This is a genomic window from Streptomyces sp. NPDC001678 (assembly GCF_042892945.1).
In the GTDB taxonomy this organism is placed as follows: Bacteria; Actinomycetota; Actinomycetes; order Streptomycetales; family Streptomycetaceae; genus Streptomyces.
On sequence record NZ_JBIAUP010000003.1, the window covers coordinates 69,672 to 86,244 of the forward strand.

At 71.0% G+C, this 16,573-nt stretch carries 17 protein-coding genes, 1 tRNA gene, 1 other RNA gene and 1 pseudogene; 7 read left to right on the plus strand and 13 right to left on the minus strand.

Annotated features, from left to right (window positions below):
• Window positions 1-14 precede the first annotated feature (14 nt).
• Window positions 15-836, minus strand: coding sequence for a helix-turn-helix domain-containing protein (locus ACFYZR_RS07080; protein WP_391906255.1), 822 nt, complete (start codon window positions 834-836; stop codon window positions 15-17).
• Window positions 837-1,024: 188 nt separating this feature from the next.
• On the opposite strand from ACFYZR_RS07080, the gene ACFYZR_RS07085 reads away from it, so the two are divergent.
• The 3 genes from ACFYZR_RS07085 to ACFYZR_RS07095 are packed head-to-tail and all read left to right on the plus strand — an operon-like array spanning window position 1,025 to window position 3,437.
• A complete protein-coding gene (locus ACFYZR_RS07085; protein WP_391906258.1) occupies window positions 1,025-1,369 on the plus strand; it encodes a hypothetical protein in 345 nt (114 codons plus the stop codon).
• 53 nt (window positions 1,370-1,422) lie between these two features.
• On the plus strand, window positions 1,423-2,421 hold the full coding sequence (locus ACFYZR_RS07090) for a hypothetical protein (protein ID WP_391906260.1): 999 nt from the start codon (window positions 1,423-1,425) through the stop codon (window positions 2,419-2,421).
• A 5-nt stretch (window positions 2,422-2,426) separates the two neighbouring features.
• On the plus strand, window positions 2,427-3,437 hold the full coding sequence (locus tag ACFYZR_RS07095) for a calcium-binding protein (RefSeq protein WP_391906263.1): 1,011 nt from the start codon (window positions 2,427-2,429) through the stop codon (window positions 3,435-3,437).
• A gap of 45 nt (window positions 3,438-3,482) precedes the next feature.
• Here ACFYZR_RS07095 and ACFYZR_RS07100 read toward each other — a convergent pair whose 3' ends face one another.
• From ACFYZR_RS07100 to ffs, 5 genes are all read right to left on the minus strand, one after another.
• The gene (locus ACFYZR_RS07100; RefSeq protein WP_391906266.1) at window positions 3,483-4,157 is read right to left on the minus strand and encodes a DUF5063 domain-containing protein; all 675 of its coding nucleotides are present in this window, start codon (window positions 4,155-4,157) and stop codon (window positions 3,483-3,485) included.
• Window positions 4,150-4,749 carry a recombination mediator RecR gene (gene recR, locus ACFYZR_RS07105; protein WP_391906269.1) on the minus strand — a complete coding sequence of 200 codons (600 nt, stop codon included), beginning with the start codon at window positions 4,747-4,749 and terminating at the stop codon, window positions 4,150-4,152. The genes ACFYZR_RS07100 and recR overlap by 8 nt, the downstream gene beginning before the upstream one ends.
• Before the next feature lie 65 nt (window positions 4,750-4,814).
• A complete protein-coding gene (locus ACFYZR_RS07110; RefSeq protein WP_391907295.1) occupies window positions 4,815-5,132 on the minus strand; it encodes a YbaB/EbfC family nucleoid-associated protein in 318 nt (105 codons plus the stop codon).
• 288 nt (window positions 5,133-5,420) lie between these two features.
• Window positions 5,421-7,934 (minus strand): DNA polymerase III subunit gamma and tau, encoded by a 2,514-nt coding sequence (locus ACFYZR_RS07115; protein WP_391906272.1) that lies wholly within the window; start codon window positions 7,932-7,934, stop codon window positions 5,421-5,423.
• A gap of 97 nt (window positions 7,935-8,031) precedes the next feature.
• Window positions 8,032-8,126: signal recognition particle sRNA small type (gene ffs / locus ACFYZR_RS07120), an RNA gene on the minus strand.
• Window positions 8,127-8,247: 121 nt separating this feature from the next.
• Between ffs and ACFYZR_RS07125 the strand changes: the two genes are divergently transcribed.
• The 4 genes from ACFYZR_RS07125 to ACFYZR_RS07140 all read left to right on the plus strand — a co-directional run bounded on the left by ACFYZR_RS07125 (window position 8,248) and on the right by ACFYZR_RS07140 (window position 10,749).
• Window positions 8,248-8,335, plus strand: a tRNA-Ser gene (locus tag ACFYZR_RS07125).
• A 349-nt stretch (window positions 8,336-8,684) separates the two neighbouring features.
• Window positions 8,685-8,855, plus strand: a complete 171-nt coding sequence (gene rpmF / locus ACFYZR_RS07130) for a 50S ribosomal protein L32 (RefSeq protein WP_391906274.1) — start codon at window positions 8,685-8,687, stop codon at window positions 8,853-8,855.
• A 5-nt stretch (window positions 8,856-8,860) separates the two neighbouring features.
• Window positions 8,861-10,063: a GTP-binding protein gene (locus ACFYZR_RS07135; RefSeq protein ID WP_391906277.1), complete on the plus strand. Its 1,203-nt coding sequence runs from the start codon at window positions 8,861-8,863 to the stop codon at window positions 10,061-10,063.
• A 386-nt stretch (window positions 10,064-10,449) separates the two neighbouring features.
• Window positions 10,450-10,749 (plus strand): hypothetical protein, encoded by a 300-nt coding sequence (locus ACFYZR_RS07140; protein ID WP_391906280.1) that lies wholly within the window; start codon window positions 10,450-10,452, stop codon window positions 10,747-10,749.
• Window positions 10,750-10,752: 3 nt separating this feature from the next.
• Here the strand turns inward: ACFYZR_RS07140 and ACFYZR_RS07145 are convergent, their stop codons facing one another.
• The 7 genes and pseudogenes from ACFYZR_RS07145 to ACFYZR_RS07175 all read right to left on the minus strand — a co-directional run bounded on the left by ACFYZR_RS07145 (window position 10,753) and on the right by ACFYZR_RS07175 (window position 16,453).
• The gene (locus tag ACFYZR_RS07145; protein WP_391906283.1) at window positions 10,753-11,223 is read right to left on the minus strand and encodes a Fur family transcriptional regulator; all 471 of its coding nucleotides are present in this window, start codon (window positions 11,221-11,223) and stop codon (window positions 10,753-10,755) included.
• A 23-nt stretch (window positions 11,224-11,246) separates the two neighbouring features.
• Entirely contained in the window at window positions 11,247-12,071 is an 825-nt protein-coding gene (locus tag ACFYZR_RS07150; RefSeq protein ID WP_391906286.1) for a metal ABC transporter permease, read from the minus strand.
• Complete coding sequence (locus tag ACFYZR_RS07155; RefSeq protein ID WP_391906289.1) at window positions 12,068-12,973, minus strand: metal ABC transporter permease; 906 nt, start codon at window positions 12,971-12,973, stop codon at window positions 12,068-12,070. The genes ACFYZR_RS07150 and ACFYZR_RS07155 overlap by 4 nt, the downstream gene beginning before the upstream one ends.
• Complete coding sequence (locus ACFYZR_RS07160; RefSeq protein ID WP_391906291.1) at window positions 12,963-13,826, minus strand: metal ABC transporter ATP-binding protein; 864 nt, start codon at window positions 13,824-13,826, stop codon at window positions 12,963-12,965. Before ACFYZR_RS07160 ends, ACFYZR_RS07155 begins: the two co-directional genes overlap by 11 nt.
• Window positions 13,827-13,834: 8 nt before the next feature.
• Entirely contained in the window at window positions 13,835-14,821 is a 987-nt protein-coding gene (locus ACFYZR_RS07165) for a metal ABC transporter solute-binding protein, Zn/Mn family (protein WP_391906293.1), read from the minus strand.
• Window positions 14,746-15,389: pseudogene (locus ACFYZR_RS07170) on the minus strand (tyrosine-type recombinase/integrase); the annotation flags it as partial. The gene ACFYZR_RS07165 and the pseudogene ACFYZR_RS07170, both read right to left, overlap by 76 nt.
• 26 nt (window positions 15,390-15,415) lie before the next feature.
• Window positions 15,416-16,453: a hypothetical protein gene (locus ACFYZR_RS07175; protein ID WP_391906296.1), complete on the minus strand. Its 1,038-nt coding sequence runs from the start codon at window positions 16,451-16,453 to the stop codon at window positions 15,416-15,418.
• Window positions 16,454-16,573: the final 120 nt, after the last annotated feature.

Consider the following 16,573-nt stretch of genomic DNA (forward strand, 5'->3'; position numbering starts at 1 on the left):
TCGCGTCTCGGGGTTCACAGGTCTCCTAGCATCTTTTCCAGCAGACTCCTCGTGTCGTCGGGCCTCAGAGCCTGCGATCGCAGAACGGCGTACCGCATGTTCATGTCTGCGACCGCCTTCGGGTCCGACATCAGCACGCTGCCTTTTTGCACTTCGGAGTAGACGAACCGCTCCTGGTCCTGGGTTTCGAGCACGTACATGTGCCCCGCAAGCCCTGCGTGATCCCCCCTCTGGGTTGGCATCACCTGGATGTCGACGTTTCGGAGGTCCGAAAGCGCAAGCAGGCGTCGCAACTGTCCTCGCATGACTTCCTTACCTCCGATCCACCGCTCCAGCGTGGCCTGCTCCAGGACCGCACTGATCATGGCAGCCGGGGTTCGGTGGAGCAGACGCTGGCGCTCCATGCGAGACGCGACGCGCTCCTCGATCTCGTCTTCGTCGAGCACCGGTCGATCGTTGAGGAAAACCGCCCGTGCGTACTCCTCGGTCTGGAACAGGCCTGGGATCACATGGGTTTCGTACATCCCCAGCGAGGCACACTCCGCCTCGTACTTCGCATACGACTCGAACCAGTCCGGGAACTTGCTCTGCACGATGTGCTTCGCCGCCTCCCGTAGCAGCCCTCCCCCATCGCACAGCTCCTCCGCCGCGTCGATGAGCTTGCTCGACGGCTGGCGCCGTCCCTGCTCCACCGAGCAGATCATGTCCACCGAGTACTTCGCCGCCTCAGCGAGTCGTTCCCTGCTCACGCCCGCGCGTCTGCGCACTGCCTGCAGCACCGCGCCGAACATCCGCATCGTCGCCGACTTGGACCGTGCTTGCCTGCCGTCCGGCATGCTTCTCCCTCCCGGCATTCCCCGGCAGCGGCGTACCGAACCGGGGGTCCGCCTCCAGTCACTGGTCAGGCTAGGCACGATCACCCATCGTGTTCGGCGTGAAAGACGAAACTCACCCCCCAACCTCAACAATTACCTTCCGTCCAGAGTGGGTTCCGCTGTCAGGACACCACCTGTGGCGCTGTGGCGTGCACTTCGACGCGGTGCGCGCCCAAGGCGTGCTCGGTGAAGAGTTCGCCCTTCAGCTCATCGAACGCGCCGCGCCCGACCCGGGGCCGGTGGTGTGCGAGGCGAAGGGGTTCCGCTGGACGTACTTCCTGCTGCCTCCGGGTACGGCGAGGCAGTACCCGTGGCCCATGGGCGTCCAGTGGTTCAGTGGGAAGCGCACGATCGCGTACATCGGCGTGCCCGCCCTGACGGGGAACACGTGGCCGTTGCTCTGGTACTCGCGGCCAACCCGCGCGGCACCGTTCGTGGACCCGAAGACGCTGCACAACGTGACGGATCCGGCGGGTCCGATTCCGCGCTTGTGAGGTCAGGGACCCACGGGAACGCTGGCGCAATGCCTTTCAGACATGTACGTCATGTGCGTAGAGCCGTCGGCTCGTTCGTCGTGGGCCTCGCGTTCGTGGCCGGTGCGGCCCCGACCGCAACCGCCGCAACCGCCGCGCCCGCCGATCCGCCCGGCTGCACCCGTACCGCCCTGCCGAGCGGGGGCGTCCACATCGTGTGCGCCCAGGGCGTCCCCGCCGGCACGTCCCTCGACGGGACCGACAAGGCGGACGTCATCGAGGTCAGGGGCGGTGACGCCGCCACCGGCCATCTGTCCGGCACGGTCAATGGTCTCGGCGGGGACGACGTCATCGTCGTCGACAGGATCCTCGCCGGTGGCATCGACGGCGGTGACGGGGACGACAGGATCACCGTGACCGACACGGACGGCTGGAGCGTCCAGGGCGCCATCCGCGGCGGCGCGGGCGACGACACCATCACCACCGGTTCCGTGTCGTACCGGGGGCGTATCGACGGCGGCGCCGGGAACGACGTGATCGGCACCGGCACCGTGACCGCCACCAGCGTCGACGGCGGCGACGGGGACGACATCCTCCGCATCGCGGCCTACCGCGTGCCCGGGTACGACAAGACGAGCCGTATCGACGGCGGGCCGGGCGACGACACCATCGCGGTCGGGTCGTTGGGCGGCCCGGTCCACGGCGGGCCCGGTGCGGACGCGATCACGGTGGGCAGTACGGCTCCCATCGACTCCCGCCTCCCCAAACCCGCCACCGTCGACGGGGACGAGGGCGACGACGTCATCCACGTCGGGGCGGTCGGCGCGGACTCCACATCGCGCAGCACGTACGTCCGAGGGGGTGCCGGAGCCGACCTCATCGAGGTGCCGTCCGCCGGGCAGGCCGGGTACGTCACGGTCTCCGGGGACGACGACGATGACGTCATCCAGGGGCCGGGCGGTACGGCGATCGTTCTCGGCCCGTACGGGACCGTGGACGGCGGCAAGGGCGACAACCTCTGCCGTACCGACAACCGCCTCGGCGGGACCGTCGTCAACTGCCGGGCGGTGTGAGGACGGTGAACCTCAGAAGACTCTCCGCCACCCTCGCCCTCGCCGTGACCGCCGCTCTGTCGGCGTCACCCGCGCACGCGGCCACCACCACCGCCCCCGCCGCCCCCGCCGCCCCCGCCGATCCGCCCGGTTGCGTCCGCTATCCGCTCTCCGGCGGCGGCGAGCGCATCGTCTGCACGCAGGGGATCCCCGCCGGCGCGACTCTCAACGGCACCGACCGGAACGACATCATCGATATCTCCCTCAACGGCATCGTCCGCGGCACGGTCAACGGCCTGGGCGGCGACGACATCATCATCGTCCACCAGGTCCTGTCCGGCAGCGTGAACGGCGGTGACGGCGACGACGAGATCACCGTGACCGGCAAGGGCGACCAGTACGGTGACGAGAACGTCAGAGGAAACATCGACGGAGGGGCGGGCGACGACACGATCTCCACCGGCGGCGTCGTCCTGGGAACGGTCAGCGGCGGTGACGGCGCCGACATCATCGAGACCGGAACGGTCGCCGTCAACAGCACGATCAGCGGCGGCGCGGGCAACGACACGATCCGTGTCACCGAGCTCGACAAGAGCGGGCGGTTCGACCGCTCCGTCGTCCAGGGAGGTGACGGCGACGACACCATCGTCATAGAAAGCGCGGACGGCGACGTGGACGGCGGCAAGGGCAACGACTCGATCACCGTCGACAGGGTGGAGGGCGGCGGGTACGGCCACCAGCTTCACATCCGCGGCGGCGAGGGCGACGACACCATTCGCACCGGCGCCTTCGGTGGCACCGAGACGAACACCGGAAGCATCGACGGGGGTCCGGGCGCCGACGTCATCGAGGTGCCGGAGATCGGGCAGGTCAACCCCGCCACCGTCGAAGGCGGTGAGGGCGACGACATCATCCGTGGCCCGGGCGGCACGGCCCTCGTCGTCGGCCCGCACGGAACCGTCGACGGCGGCGCGGGCATGAACACCTGCCGCGTCGACAACCGCGTGGGCGGCACCGTCGCCAACTGCCGGGCGTAGCCGCCCGGCCCGGGACCGCCCGCCCCGCCCGCCCCGCCTGCCTGCCTAGGCGTCCTCGGAGACGCTGCGGGCCCGCATGGTCATCGGGCCGCCGATCTCGGCGGCCATGACGCGGCCGGCTTCCTCGGCGAGCTGCTCCTCCGGGGCCATGACGTCCGTGTCGAGGCCGTCGAGCTCGGCGAGCGGCTGGTCGAGGCGGACGTGCGCGACGAGCGACTGGAGGGCGCGCAGACAGGCGGAGGCGGTGGGGCCCCAGTTGGAGAGGTAGGAGAACTGCCACCACCACAGGGCCTCGCTGACGCGGCCGTCACGGTAGTGGGCCATGCCGTGGCGGAGGTCGGTGATGATGTCGGCGAGGTCGTCGGAGATCCGGGAGGCCACGGGCGCGGTGCGCGGGACGTAGGGGTCGAAGACCTCGGAGTAGACGTCGACGGGGTCGAGCATGGTGGCGAACCGCTCACGGAGCTCGTCGACGTCCGGCTCGGGGCCGACGTCCGGCTCGTAGCGCTCGTCGGGGACGAAGTCCTCGTGCGCGCCGAGGCGGCCGCCGGTGAGGAGGAGCTGGGAGATCTCCAGGAGCAGGAAGGGCACGGCGCTGTCGGGTTCGTCGCCTCGGGAGACCTCGGTGACGGCCACGATGAAACTCTCGATCGAGTCCGCGAGCGAGACGGCGAAGTCGTCCGGATCGCGTTTGGCGTCGTGCAGCGTTGCGTCAGACATCGAGAAGTCTTCTCCCTTCGAAGGCACGGCCGAGCGTGACCTCGTCGGCATATTCGAGATCCCCACCCACGGGCAGTCCGCTGGCCAGCCGGGTGACCTTCAGCCCCATGGGCTTCACCATGCGCGCGAGGTACGTGGCGGTGGCCTCGCCCTCGAGGTTGGGGTCGGTGGCCAGGATCAGCTCGGTGACCGTGCCGTCCGCGAGCCGTGCCAGCAGCTCGCGGATCCGCAGGTCGTCCGGGCCGACGCCCTCGATGGGGCTGATCGCCCCGCCGAGCACGTGGTAGCGGCCGCGGAACTCGCGCGTCCGCTCGATGGCGACGACGTCCTTGGGCTCCTCCACGACACAGATGACCGTGGTGTCGCGGCGCGGGTCCTGGCAGACCCGGCAGCGCTCCTCCTGCGCGACGTTGCCGCAGACCGCGCAGAAACGGACCTTGGCCTTCACCTCGGTCAGGGCGTGGGCGAGCCGGCGGACGTCGGCGGGCTCGGCCTGAAGGATGTGGAAGGCGATCCGCTGCGCGCTCTTGGGACCGACGCCGGGCAGCCTGCCCAGCTCGTCGATGAGGTCCTGGACCACGCCTTCATACACGGATCGGGTTCTCCTTCTTCGTCTTCTTCGGCTTCTTCGGCTTCAGTTCGTGGGTGTCAGTGGCGTCAGAACGGGAGGCCCGGGATGCCGCCACCGCCGCCCAGACCCTGGGCGAGCGGGCCGAGCTTCTGCTGCTGCATCTTCTGGGCGGTCTCGTTGGCGTCGCGCACGGCGGCCACGACGAGGTCCGCGAGGGTCTCGGTGTCCTCCGGGTCGACGGCCTTGGGGTCGATGACCAGGCTCTGGAGCTCGCCGGCACCGGTGACGGTGGCCTTGACCAGGCCGCCGCCGGCCGTGCCGTCCACGAGGGTGCGGGCCAGCTCCTCCTGGGCCTTGGCGAGGTCCTGCTGCATCTTCTGGGCCTGCTGGAGCAGCTGCTGCATGTTGGGCTGACCACCGGGGAACACGGTTTCGCTCCTGGCTCTCGACGACTCAATGCTTCCGAAGCTTCCGAACACATCCGATGCTTCGGTAGCCCGAGCCTACGTGCTCACCGGGCGGTACGCCCTACGCCGCAGGAAGGAGAACGGGCGCGTGGGTGCGCTTTGCGCTGCGCGCGCTCCTGACCTGCGGCTTCATGTCCGCCGATGAGCGCCGGTGGGCTACTTCTCGCCTGTTCTCGGCCGTTTTCCCGCCCGTTTCCCGCCCGTCTTCCGGCCCGTTCTCGCCCGTTACTCGTTGGCGATTTCCTCGATGACGGTCGCGCCGAGCTCGCGCACGATCAGATCGTGGCCGGTCAGGGCGGTGTCGTCGAGATCCGGGTCGTCCTCGGCGGGGATGTCGTCCTCGGGGGCGACGGGCGGGGCCTCGGGCTCCCCGCCGCCGTACCGCTGCGCCGGGCCGGAGGCCGGGGCCGCCGAAGCCGCCGAGGGGGCCGGACGGGCCTCCGGAGCGGGCGCGGCGGCGGGCTGCGGGGTGGGGGCGGGCGCTGCCGTAGCGGGGGCCGGGGCCTGCGGGCGGGCGTAGGCGGGGGCCGGGGCGGCCGCGGGGGCGCCGTAGCCACCGCCGGAGCCGCCGAAGCCGCCACCGGAACCGCCGAAGCCGCCGGAGCCGCCGCCGGGCGGGTTGGCGCCGCCGCCGGAGGGGTCGACGATCAGCTCGGTCTTCCACTGGAGGCCGAGGTCGCCGAGGGCCTGCCGCAGGACGTCCTCGCTGCCGCTGTTGGCGAAGCTGTCGCGCGCGCCGGCGTTGGAGAAGCCGACCTGGAGCGTGATGCCGTCGCAGCCGGCGACCTGGGCGTTCTGGCTGAGCAGGATCCACGTGAAACGGCGACGGTTCTTGACCGTCTCCAGGATGTTGGGCCAGAGCTGGCGGGCCTGGCTCGCGTCGCCCTGCGGGGCGCCCACGGGCCCGCCCGTGGGCGCGGCGGGGGCCGGGGCGGCGGGCGCGCCGGGCGCGGCGCTCGTCGGCCAGGCACCGGCCTGCGGGCCCACCTGCGGGGCAGCGGGGGCTTGGGCGGTTGCGGGCCACGCGCCGGCCTGCGGGGCGGAGGCCGAGCCGGGCGCGGCAGCGGTGGGCCAGGTACCGGGCACGGAGCCCGATCCCTGCGGGGCGGCAGGGGCCTGGGCCTGGCCCTGGGGGGCGGGGGTGGCAGGAGCGGCGGCGGCCGTCGGCCACGCGCCGGTCTGCGGGCCGCTCGCTGCCGGGGCGTCCGGTCCGGCGGCGGCCGACGCGGCCGGGCCCTGAGCGGCCGGGGCCGCCCCCGCCGGCCAGGCGCCGGTCTGCGGAGCACCCGCCGCCGGGCCCTGAGCCGCCGGGGCGGCACCTGTGGGCCACGCACCGGCCTGGCCGCCGGAGCCGCCCGCAGGGGCACCCGGCCCGCCCTGGGCCGGGGCGGCGGCGCCGCCCCCGGCCACCGCCGCGCGTGCCGCCGCCGGGCCGGACAGCCCGGCGGCGGCAGCGGCAGCGGGGGCAGCCGCAGCGGGAGCAGGGGCATGGGCATGGGCGTGAGCGTGGGCGTCCGGACCCGGGACGTAGCCCACAGCGGTACCGGGCGGCGCGGGGGTGAAGGCCGCCGCCGCGGTCGCGGCGCCGCGCTCCAGGCGGTCGAGACGGGCCCGTACGGACCGTTCGTCGTCGAAGGCGGCGGGCAGCAGCACGCGCGCGCAGATGAGCTCGAGCTGGAGGCGCGGGGAGGTGGCGCCGCGCATCTCGGTCAGGCCCTCGTTGACCAGGTCGGCGGCGCGGCTGAGCTCGCCGGCGCCGAAGACGGAGGCCTGGGCCTGCATGCGTTCGATGACATCGACCGGGGCGTCGATGAGGCCCTTCTCGGCCGCGTCCGGGACGGCGGCGAGGATCACCAGGTCGCGCAGCCGCTCCAGCAGGTCGGCGACGAAGCGGCGGGGGTCGTTGCCGCCCTCGATGACGCGGTCGACGACCTCGAAGGCCGCGGCGCCGTCGCCGGCCGCGAAGGCGTCCACGACGGCGTCGAGCAGGGAGCCGTCGGTGTAGCCGAGGAGGGACGTGGCCATGGCATACGTCACACCGTCCTCGGCGGCGCCGGCGAGGAGCTGGTCCATGACGGACATCGAGTCACGCACGGAGCCGGCGCCGGCGCGGACGACCAGCGGCAGGACGCCGTCCTCGACGGGGATCTTCTCCTGACCGCAGACCTCGCCCAGGTACTCACGGAGGGTGCCGGGCGGGACGAGCCGGAACGGGTAGTGGTGGGTACGCGAACGGATCGTGCCGATGACCTTCTCGGGCTCGGTCGTCGCGAAGATGAACTTCAGATGCTCCGGGGGCTCCTCGACGACCTTCAGCAGGGCGTTGAAGCCCGCCGAGGTGACCATGTGGGCCTCGTCGATGATGTAGATCTTGTAGCGGCTGGCGGCGGGGCCGAAGAAGGCCTTTTCGCGCAGCTCACGGGCGTCGTCCACACCACCGTGCGAGGCGGCGTCGATCTCGATGACGTCGATCGACCCGCGCCCGTTGCGCGCGAGGTCGAGGCAGGACTGGCACTCCCCGCAGGGCGTGGGCGTCGGGCCCTTCTCGCAGTTCAGGCAGCGGGCGAGGATGCGCGCGCTGGTCGTCTTGCCGCAGCCGCGCGGGCCGCTGAACAGGTACGCGTGGTTGACCCTGTTGTTCCGCAGGGCCTGCTGCAACGGGGCGGTGACATGCTCCTGCCCGATGACCTCGGCGAAGGACTCGGGACGGTAGCGGCGGTAGAGCGCGAGGGACGACACACCTACGACGATATCGGGCCCCACTGACAAGTGGCCTCCGTCACAGATTCCCGGCCCGCACCCGGCCTCACACCGGCCCGCCGGGACCCCGGAAAACACAAGGGCCCCTCACGCACCCGCCAGAGCCCACTTACCCTTGCTGCCTTCCGGCCCTGGGGGAGTTGGGTGAGATAGCGCCACGTGAGGGGCTTGCCCCCAGCGTAGCGGATCGCCGGGGGTGCTCGGCCACCCCTCGCCCCTCCCCACTCCCTCCCACCCCCTCCCGAGAGCACGTGTTCGCGAGCACCCCTCGGAGTCTTGTATTGTTTGCGGCGGAGGATTCGCCTAGAGGCCTAGGGCGCACGCTTGGAAAGCGTGTTGGGGGCAACCCCTCACGAGTTCGAATCTCGTATCCTCCGCCAGTGCCTCACCGGGCACTACCGAAGGCCCCGACCGGGAAACCGGCCGGGGCCTTCGGCGTTCCCTGGCCGCAGTTCTGGTTGCGGTCGCGCCGAGCCCCCGCCGTTCCGGGCGCGGGAGCGATCAACCAGCGCCACACGCCGCTCGCCGCTCGCCGCTCACTCCGAAGACGTGGCGTCGATCACAGACGACGTCAGCCGTGGCGCCACGCCATCCCCATCGAACGCCGCAGCCCCACCGCGCGCCGACCCCTGGGGTCGGCAGCACCCCCGGCCGGCCCCCACCGTTGGTAATGGTTTCCGTTTTCATATAGCGTGGCGGCACGCACCCGACGACGGAGGTCCCGTTCCCATGGCCGTGCCCAAGCGGAAGATGTCCCGCTCCAATACCCGCCACCGCCGCGCCCAGTGGAAGGCGAGCACGCCCCACCTGGTGCCGGTCACCGTCGAGGGCGCCGTGCATCTGGTTCCGCAGCGCCTGGTGAAGGCGTACGAGCGCGGGCTGCTGCGCCCGGAGGGCTGAGGTCCATGACCGATCACCGGCTGCCGGTGACTGTCCTCTCCGGCTTCCTCGGCGCGGGCAAGACGACCCTCCTCAACCACGTCCTCGCCAACCGCGACGGGCTGCGCGTCGCCGTGATCGTCAACGACATGAGCGAGATCAACATCGATGCCGCGCTGGTGCGGGGCGGAGAAGGCGCGCTGTCGCGGACCGAGGAACGCCTGGTCGAGATGACCAACGGCTGCATCTGCTGCACCCTGCGGGACGATCTCCTCGAGGAAGTGGACCGGCTGGCCCGCGAAGGACGCTTCGACTACCTGCTGATCGAGTCGAGCGGGATCTCCGAACCGATGCCCGTCGCCGCCACCTTCGCCTTCCCCCGGGACGACGGCGCGACCCTCGGCGACCTCGCCCGGCTCGACACCATGGTCACCGTCGTGGACGCCGCGAACTTCCTCCCCGAGCTCGAGAGCGGCGACGGCCTGGCGGAACGCGGCCTCGACCAGTACGAGGACGACGAGCGGACGGTGAGCGATCTCCTCATGGACCAGATCGAGTTCGCCGACGTCATCGTGGTCAACAAGCTCGACCTGGTGGACACGGCGGACGCCGCCCGGCTCCGGGCGGCGCTCGCCCGCCTCAACCCGGCCGCCCGCGTCGTGCCGACCGAGCACGGCCGGGTGGACCCGTCAGCGATCCTCGGCACCGGTCTCTTCGACCTGGAGCGCGCCCAGCAGGCGCCCGGGTGGGTCAGGGAGCTCAACGGCGACCACACCCCCGAGACCGAGGAGTACGGCATCTCCTCGACGGTCTTCCGCGCCGGGAGGGCCTTTCATCCCGAACGGCTGTGGACGTTCGTCACCGAGGAGCTCGACTCCGGGGCCTACGGCCGAGTGCTGCGTTCCAAGGGGTTCTTCTGGCTGGCCGGGCGCGACCGGGTGACCGGGCTGTGGTCGCAGGCCGGGGCCGTGGCCCGGTTCGAGCCCGCCGGCGCCCGCGAGCGGGACGGGCAGGACGGGCAGGGGCAGGGGCAGGGGCAGGGGCAGGAAATCGTCTTCATCGGTACGGAGTTGCGTCCCGAGGCACTGCGGCAGGCGCTGTCCGCCTGCCTCGTACGGCCGGACGAGTCGCAGACGTCATGGCCCGACCCCTTCCCCGCCTGGGACGCCCACGGCCTGGATGAGGACACCTGCGAGCACGACCACGGGCTGGAGACAGCCCGCGCATGAGGCCAGGGCCCCGGGCCCGGCTGTCAGCTGTCAGCTGTCCCGTCAGGGTCGCCCCGGCGGGACGGCACTCAGCGAAACGACACCGATGTCCGTCTCGTTGTGCTCCCTCGGCACACTGGGGCGGTGGTCGGCTAACCGCCGCACTGGCACGAGCCGCCGGACTGGCATCCGCAGCTGCAGCCCGGACCGCAGGTGCAGCCGGAGCCGCACGTCGGGCGGCCGCGGGGTGGCGGTGGCCGCTCGATGTCCGGGTCACCTTCTGTCGCACGGCGTGTTTCCAGCCGACTTCCGGCGACTTTCGTGAATCCCCGGCGCGGCTGACACTGGAAGGGCAGGCTCTCCCGTCGGACAGATCCGATCACGCGGGGGAGAAGGAAGGCTTCGCCATGCTGACCAGCGCGCACACTTCTCACGCGAACCACACTCACCAGCACGGTGTGGAGTGCGGGCACGTCGCCGTGCCGCACGAGGGCCACGTCGACTACGTGCACGACGGGCACCTGCACCGCGTACACGAGAACCACACCGACGAGTGCGAGCCCACCGGCCACACCGTTCACCAGGAGCACGCGCACCAGCACGGTGCGGAATGCGGGCACGTCGCCGTGCCCCACGGCGACCACGTGGACTACGTCCACGACGGGCACCGTCACGCCCGGCACGAGGGGCACTGGGACGACCACTGATCTTCAGGGCGTCTGTGCCCGCTCCTCCTCCCGGAGGCAGTCAGGACAGCGGCCGGAGAGTTCGACGGCGTGCCGGACGTCGGCGAACCCGGAGGTCCGGGCGATCCGGTCCGCCCATTTCTCCACAGGGCCGGATTCGACGGGCAGGCTGAGGCCGCACTCGGTGCAGATCAGGTAGTGGCGGTGGTCGGGGCCGGGGCGGTGGCGGAAGAGCCGCTCGCCGTTGGTGTCGCGGAAGATGTCCGCACGCCCGGCCTCGGCCAGCGCGGTCAGGGTGCGATAGACGGTGGAGAGGCCGACGGACGAGCCGTCGGCCACGAGCCGCTTGTGCAGGGCCTGGGCGCTGATGAAACCTTCCGCCACGACAAGGGCCCCCAGAACCACCGCACGCTGCTGTGTGGCGCGGCCGATCAGCGCCATGTCGTGCACGGTGTCGTGCGTCGTCGTCATTGCCTGCTGCCGGTCGTCTGCCATCGCGGCGCTCCTCCGCTCAGCCTTCAGCCAGTACGCGGGGCGGGGCGCCGTATGAGGAAGGTGGCGGCGTAAACGGCGGTGGCCGTGGCCATGATGGCGAAGCTCGGCGGCATCCGCGGTACCGCGTACGAGGCGAACAATCCCGCCCACATCTCCGTCACCGCAAGACCCACGGAGAGGGCAAGGGCACGATACGGGCGGGCGGTCAGCCGGATCGCGGCTCCGGCAGGGGCGGCGAGCAGGCCGAGCAGCAGCAGGGAGCCGACCGCTTGCGTGGCCTCGGCGGCGCTGGCCCCGGCCACGGCGAGGAAGCCGTAACCGAGCAGCCGGACCGGAACGCCACGCGCCGCGGCCACGGCTTCGTCCACCGTGGCGAACAGCAGCGGGCGGGCGGCGATCAGCGTCACCAGGCAGACACCCGCCGCGAGCAGGGCGGCAGTGGTGGCATGGGCCGCGGACATACCGAAGATCGAGCCGAACAGGACGCTGACGCCGGCAGGGCCGTCGGCTGTGCTGCGGGAGGTGGTGTAGAGGGTGACGAAGAACGCGCCCAGGCCGAGGACCCAGGAGAAGACGCTCCCTATGACGACGTCGTCCGGACGGGCTCGCCGGCCGAGCACGCCGAAGAGCAGCGCGATGACGATCGTCGCGACGAACAGTCCCAGACGCAGGTCGACGCCGAACGCGAGGGCGGCCATGGCGCCGGTGAACGCGACGTGGCTCAGCGCGTCGGCGGTGAAGACCTGGGCGCGCAGCACGAGGAAGTAGCCGACCATGCCGCAGGCGGCCGCGACCAGCGTCCCGGCGAGGAGGGCGTGCTGGAAGAACGGCTGGGACAGCGCGGTCATGAGGCGACCTCCCTGACCGGCCGGCCCGGCGAGGCCGCGCGCAGCGCACGCGTTCCCAGGGCGGCTCCCAGGGTGGCTCCCCGGGCGAGGACGTATCCGGCGAAGGCGAAGGAGGTCACGAAGAACCCCAGCGGATAGGGCGAGTAGTAGGCGGCGATGAGCCCGGCCCAGGTGGCCGCGAGGGCCAGCGCCACGGCCAGCAGCAGGCTCACCGCCGGACGGGCGGTGAGGGTCTGCGCGGTGGCGGCGGGGATCACCAGCAAGGCGAAGACCAGCAGCGTGCCCGTGATCTGGCTCGCCTCGGCGGTCGCCGCCCCGACCAGCACGAGGAACGCGATGGACAGCGCCCGCACCGGAACTCCTCGTCCGGCGGCGACCCGTGGGTCGACGGAGGCGAAGAGCAGCGGCCGGCCGATGAGCGCCAGCACCGCGAGGACGGCGACGCCCACGCAGAGCAGGACGGTGACCTGGTCGGCGGTGATGCCGAGGAAGGTGCCGAAGAGGATCGTCTGCGGCCCTTCCAGCAGTCCCCTGTAGAGGACGGTGAAGAGGTACCCGCAGGCGAGGAGGAAGGCTTGGACGGTTCCGGTCAGTGCGGATTCCGCACGGTCGCCGGTATCGCGCAGAGCCGCGAGGACCAGGGCCGCGGCGAGACAGACCGCGAAGTAGCCGAAGACCGCGCCGACGCCGAGGAGCACGGCCCCCGCGGCACCGGGGAAGGCGACGGCGGAGACGGTGTGCGCGGCGAACGTCTGCCGCCGCAGCACCACGAACCACCCGACGACGGCGGAGACCACGGCCACGATCGCGCCCACGCGGAAAGCGTTGACCATAAACGGGTACGACCACATCTGCTGGACGTCGGCCACGACGTTCCACGACCAGAGCGGGTCAGCGGGCACCACAACCGCCTCCCGGGGAATCGGGCCGGCCGACCACGACGAGCCGCCCGTCCGATGCCCGCAGCACCTCGACCGGCGTGTCGTACAGTCCCGTCAGGGTCTCGGAATTGATCACGTCCTGTGGAGCACCGGTGGCCGAGCCGCCCTCGGCGAGGTACACGACCCGGTCGAGGTGGTGCAGTATCGGGTTCACGTCGTGCGCCACCATCACCACCGCTACGCCCTCCTGGTGACAGATGCGTCCGATCAACGCGGCGATGCTGCCTTGGTGAGTGAGGTCGAGGCTGTCCAGCGGCTCGTCCAGCAGAAGGAGTTGCGGTCGCCGGACGAGCGCCTGCGCGATGAGGAGCCGCTGCTGTTCACCGCCGGAGCACTCTCCGACGGGCCGGTGGGCGTAGGCGGTCGCCCCCACCAACTCGATGACCTCGGCGACGCGTTCGCGGGCGGCGCGGCGACGCGGGCCGGGAAGGGGCAGCGGCACGCCCCAGCGGTCGCCGTCCAGGCCCAGGCGGACCACGTCGATGCCACGGATCCGCATCGAAGCGTCGAAGCTGCGGCGCTGCGGCAGATAGCCGAGGCGACGGCCGGCCGCGCCGGGCCGGGCCCCCAGGACGCGCACCTCGCCCGCCGCGACCGGCATCGCCCCGAGCACCGCCCTGACCAGGGTGGACTTGCCGACGCCGTTCGGGCCGAGGACGGCGACGAACTCCCCTGCCCCGACCGTGAGATTCACCCCTGCCCACAGGGTGCGACCACCCACCCGCACGGCGGTGTCGCGCAGCTCGAGCACGGGTGCGGCCGCCTGCCGAGGGGCGGGGATCCGGGCCTCGTCGGCCCGCGCTGCCGGCTCCATGGCCTCGATCATCGCCCGGCGACCTTGGCCAGGGCCTCTGCGATGCCCTGGAGCTGGGCGGTCTGCCACTGCTGGAAGGTGGCGTTGCCCGGGGTCGGCGTCTCCGTCACCGTGGCCACCGGAATGCCAGCCTCCTTGGCTTCCTTGACCTGCGCCTGCACGTCCGGCGTGGAGTTCTGGCTGTTGTAGACGTAGATCTTGATCTGCTTGTTCTTGATCTGGTCGTCGATGGTGGCCTTGTCCTTGGCCGTGGGGTCGGTGCCCTCGCTCATGGCGTCGAGGAACGTCTCGGGTGTGAGCATCTTCAGCCCGAGTCCCTCGGAGAGCGGGGTGACGATGGACTCCGAGGCACCGATCGGAGTGCCCGTGTACTTGCTCTTTATCTCCGATATGAGCTTGGTGTACGGGGCGAGGTCCTTGCTCTCGTAGGCGGTCCGGCGCTGGTCGAAGTAGGCGGCGTGGGCCGGGTCGGCCTTCTTGTAGTCGTCGGTGATCTTCTCGATGACCTTGTGGACGTCGTCCGGCGAGTACCAGCGGTGCGGGTTGCCGCCCTCCTTGACGCCGACGAGGTCGCCGACCTTGAGCTCGGTGCGCCCGCTCGCGGGGTTCGCGGCGAGGAGCTTGTCGGCCCAGGCGTCGTAGCCGATGCCGTTGACGATCGCGTACCGGGCCCCGGCGACGGCACGGGCGTCGGCGGCCTTGGGCTCGTAGTCGTGCGGGTCGGTGTCCGGGTTGCTGATGATGCTGGCGACGTGGACGCGGTCGCCGCCGAGCTGAGCGGCGATGCTGCCCCAGAAGTTCTCCGCCGCCACCACCTCGATCTTCCCGCCCGCACCGGATCCGCTCGCGGCCGACGTGCTGCCGCTCGTCTTCGCATCGGAGGAGGACGAAGTCGAACAGGCGGTGGCGGTCGCGGCCGTCAGGGCTGCCACGGCGGTGACGAGGGCGGTCCGTGCGGATGGTCGCGGAAATCGGGAGATGGCGGCGGTGAGCATGGGGGGCTCCTTCGTGCGGTGCCGGTGGCGCTGTGGGCCACTTCGGCGTGCGGGACCCATTCAACGTAAGTGAAAATGATTTTCATATCAACGGTAGCCGAAAACCATTGCCATTTTTTGGCTGGAGTACAACCATCCGGGCTAGACCATGCGCAGCTGTGATCACATGCGGCGCGACGAGGCCCCACCGCCACAGGCGCGGGGCCCCACCACACCGGGCGAACACACATCAGGCCGCGGGGACCGGCGTGCCCCACCACAGCCCGCCCACCTTGTGGGTGGCGTCCTGAAGGGCCCGTCCCGTCAGGTGCTGGTAGCGGCGGCGCCGCATCCGCGCCGACTTGCCCGGCTCCCAGCCCATGACGGCGTCGACGATCGCGTAGGGGACGCCGAGGTTGAGCAGGACCGTGACGGCGGTGTGCCGGGCGTCGTGGAGGCGGCCGTCGCGGACCTTGGCGGCCTTCAGCAGGTCCTTCTACTTGTGGTAGTCAGTGTTCGGGTTGAGCGGCTCGCCTGTGGGCGAGGTGAAGACGTAGCCCTCCACCGCCCAAACGGGCATCGCTCGGGCTGCCAAGCCTCACGACGATACGCGGCTCAGGCCTCCGTCGAGAGCTCGGGACACACGTCGAGGGCGGTCCGACAGACGGCCTCCTGCACGTCCGTGTAGGCCAGCAGATAGACAACCCGGATGCGCGACGCCGGATGGGCTTCGAAGTAGCTCATGGTGGCTGCCAGCAGGGTGTCCACGGTGCCGTGCAGATCGCTGTTGCCTCCGCCGGTTCCCAGCAGCGGCAGGACGACCGAGCGCAATGGCTCCCCAGCCTCGGCGAGCCGGTCAACCTCAGCCAGGATGTTGCGGGCGCACCGCGCCAGGTCCATCACCTGGCGGTAGCCCGAGCCGGGTTCCCCCTCGACCGCGGCAACATGCACGATCTTCCGGACCTGATGGCTCTCCAGCAGCTCGCCCGGCCCGGTGACCAGCACCTGGCCAGCCGACACGTACTGCCGCCCGTCCATCCGCTCGGCGAGTTCCTTGGCGATGACGTCGTCGACCATATGCCCGGCGTCGTCCCGGCGGCCCCCGTGGTAGCGGATCACAGCGGAGACGGTCGGCTCGTCGACGCGGGACATCTCCATGCGGGTGTTCTCTGGATTGACCCACACGTCGACGCCGAGCACATTCGCAAGATTTCCGGTAACCACGCCGATACGGTGCCGCCTACTGCCGCGCAGGGGGATCTCGTACCGGGTGGACTGCGCGAGCGGGCGCTGGCCTTCCCCCGTAGGACGTTCGGCTGCCAACTGCCGCTGCAGAGCCGTGTTCTCGCGCTGGGCTTTCTTCAACTGGGCAGTCAGTTCATCCCGTCGGCGGGTCTTCGCGAGCCAAGTGAAGGAGATCAACATGAAGAAGGCGGCGAAACCCGCCGCACCGCTGAGGCCGAACCCCAACGCCCTGCCCTCCGTCAGCGAAGCCGGGAAGATCGAGAACAGGAAGAGCGCCGCAGCGAGCGAGTACAGCAGGACGGAAGGGAGTTGAAGGGCGTACTGCCGTTCGGCTCGGTTCGGCGCGGACGACCAGATCTGCAGTGCGATGCCGGTGACGGTGAGGATCGCCGTGATGGCGAGCTGCAACGAAGTCAATGGTGGCGTCCCTTCCGCCTCGGACCGACACGAGCCAATCATAAGTCCCGCCGCCCTCTGGGCGTTCGGCGCACTCAAGCCGTTCAGAGGTGGCTTGGAACCATTCGTGTG

What these genes read in the sequence shown, in the direction of transcription:
- ACFYZR_RS07110 (WP_391907295.1), bottom strand. Translation starts at nt 5,132, where the DNA reads ATGCAGCAGCTGCTCCAGCAGGCCCAGAAGATGCAGCAGGACCTCGCC.
- ACFYZR_RS07140 (WP_391906280.1), top strand. Translation starts at nt 10,450, where the DNA reads ATGCTGACCAGCGCGCACACTTCTCACGCGAACCACACTCACCAGCAC.
- ACFYZR_RS07165 (WP_391906293.1), bottom strand. Translation starts at nt 14,821, where the DNA reads ATGCTCACCGCCGCCATCTCCCGATTTCCGCGACCATCCGCACGGACC.
- rpmF (WP_391906274.1), top strand. Translation starts at nt 8,685, where the DNA reads ATGGCCGTGCCCAAGCGGAAGATGTCCCGCTCCAATACCCGCCACCGC.
- ACFYZR_RS07100 (WP_391906266.1), bottom strand. Translation starts at nt 4,157, where the DNA reads ATGTCTGACGCAACGCTGCACGACGCCAAACGCGATCCGGACGACTTC.
- ACFYZR_RS07135 (WP_391906277.1), top strand. Translation starts at nt 8,861, where the DNA reads ATGACCGATCACCGGCTGCCGGTGACTGTCCTCTCCGGCTTCCTCGGC.
- ACFYZR_RS07080 (WP_391906255.1), bottom strand. Translation starts at nt 836, where the DNA reads ATGCCGGACGGCAGGCAAGCACGGTCCAAGTCGGCGACGATGCGGATG.
- ACFYZR_RS07160 (WP_391906291.1), bottom strand. Translation starts at nt 13,826, where the DNA reads ATGGAGCCGGCAGCGCGGGCCGACGAGGCCCGGATCCCCGCCCCTCGG.
- ACFYZR_RS07145 (WP_391906283.1), bottom strand. Translation starts at nt 11,223, where the DNA reads ATGGCAGACGACCGGCAGCAGGCAATGACGACGACGCACGACACCGTG.
- ACFYZR_RS07150 (WP_391906286.1), bottom strand. Translation starts at nt 12,071, where the DNA reads ATGACCGCGCTGTCCCAGCCGTTCTTCCAGCACGCCCTCCTCGCCGGG.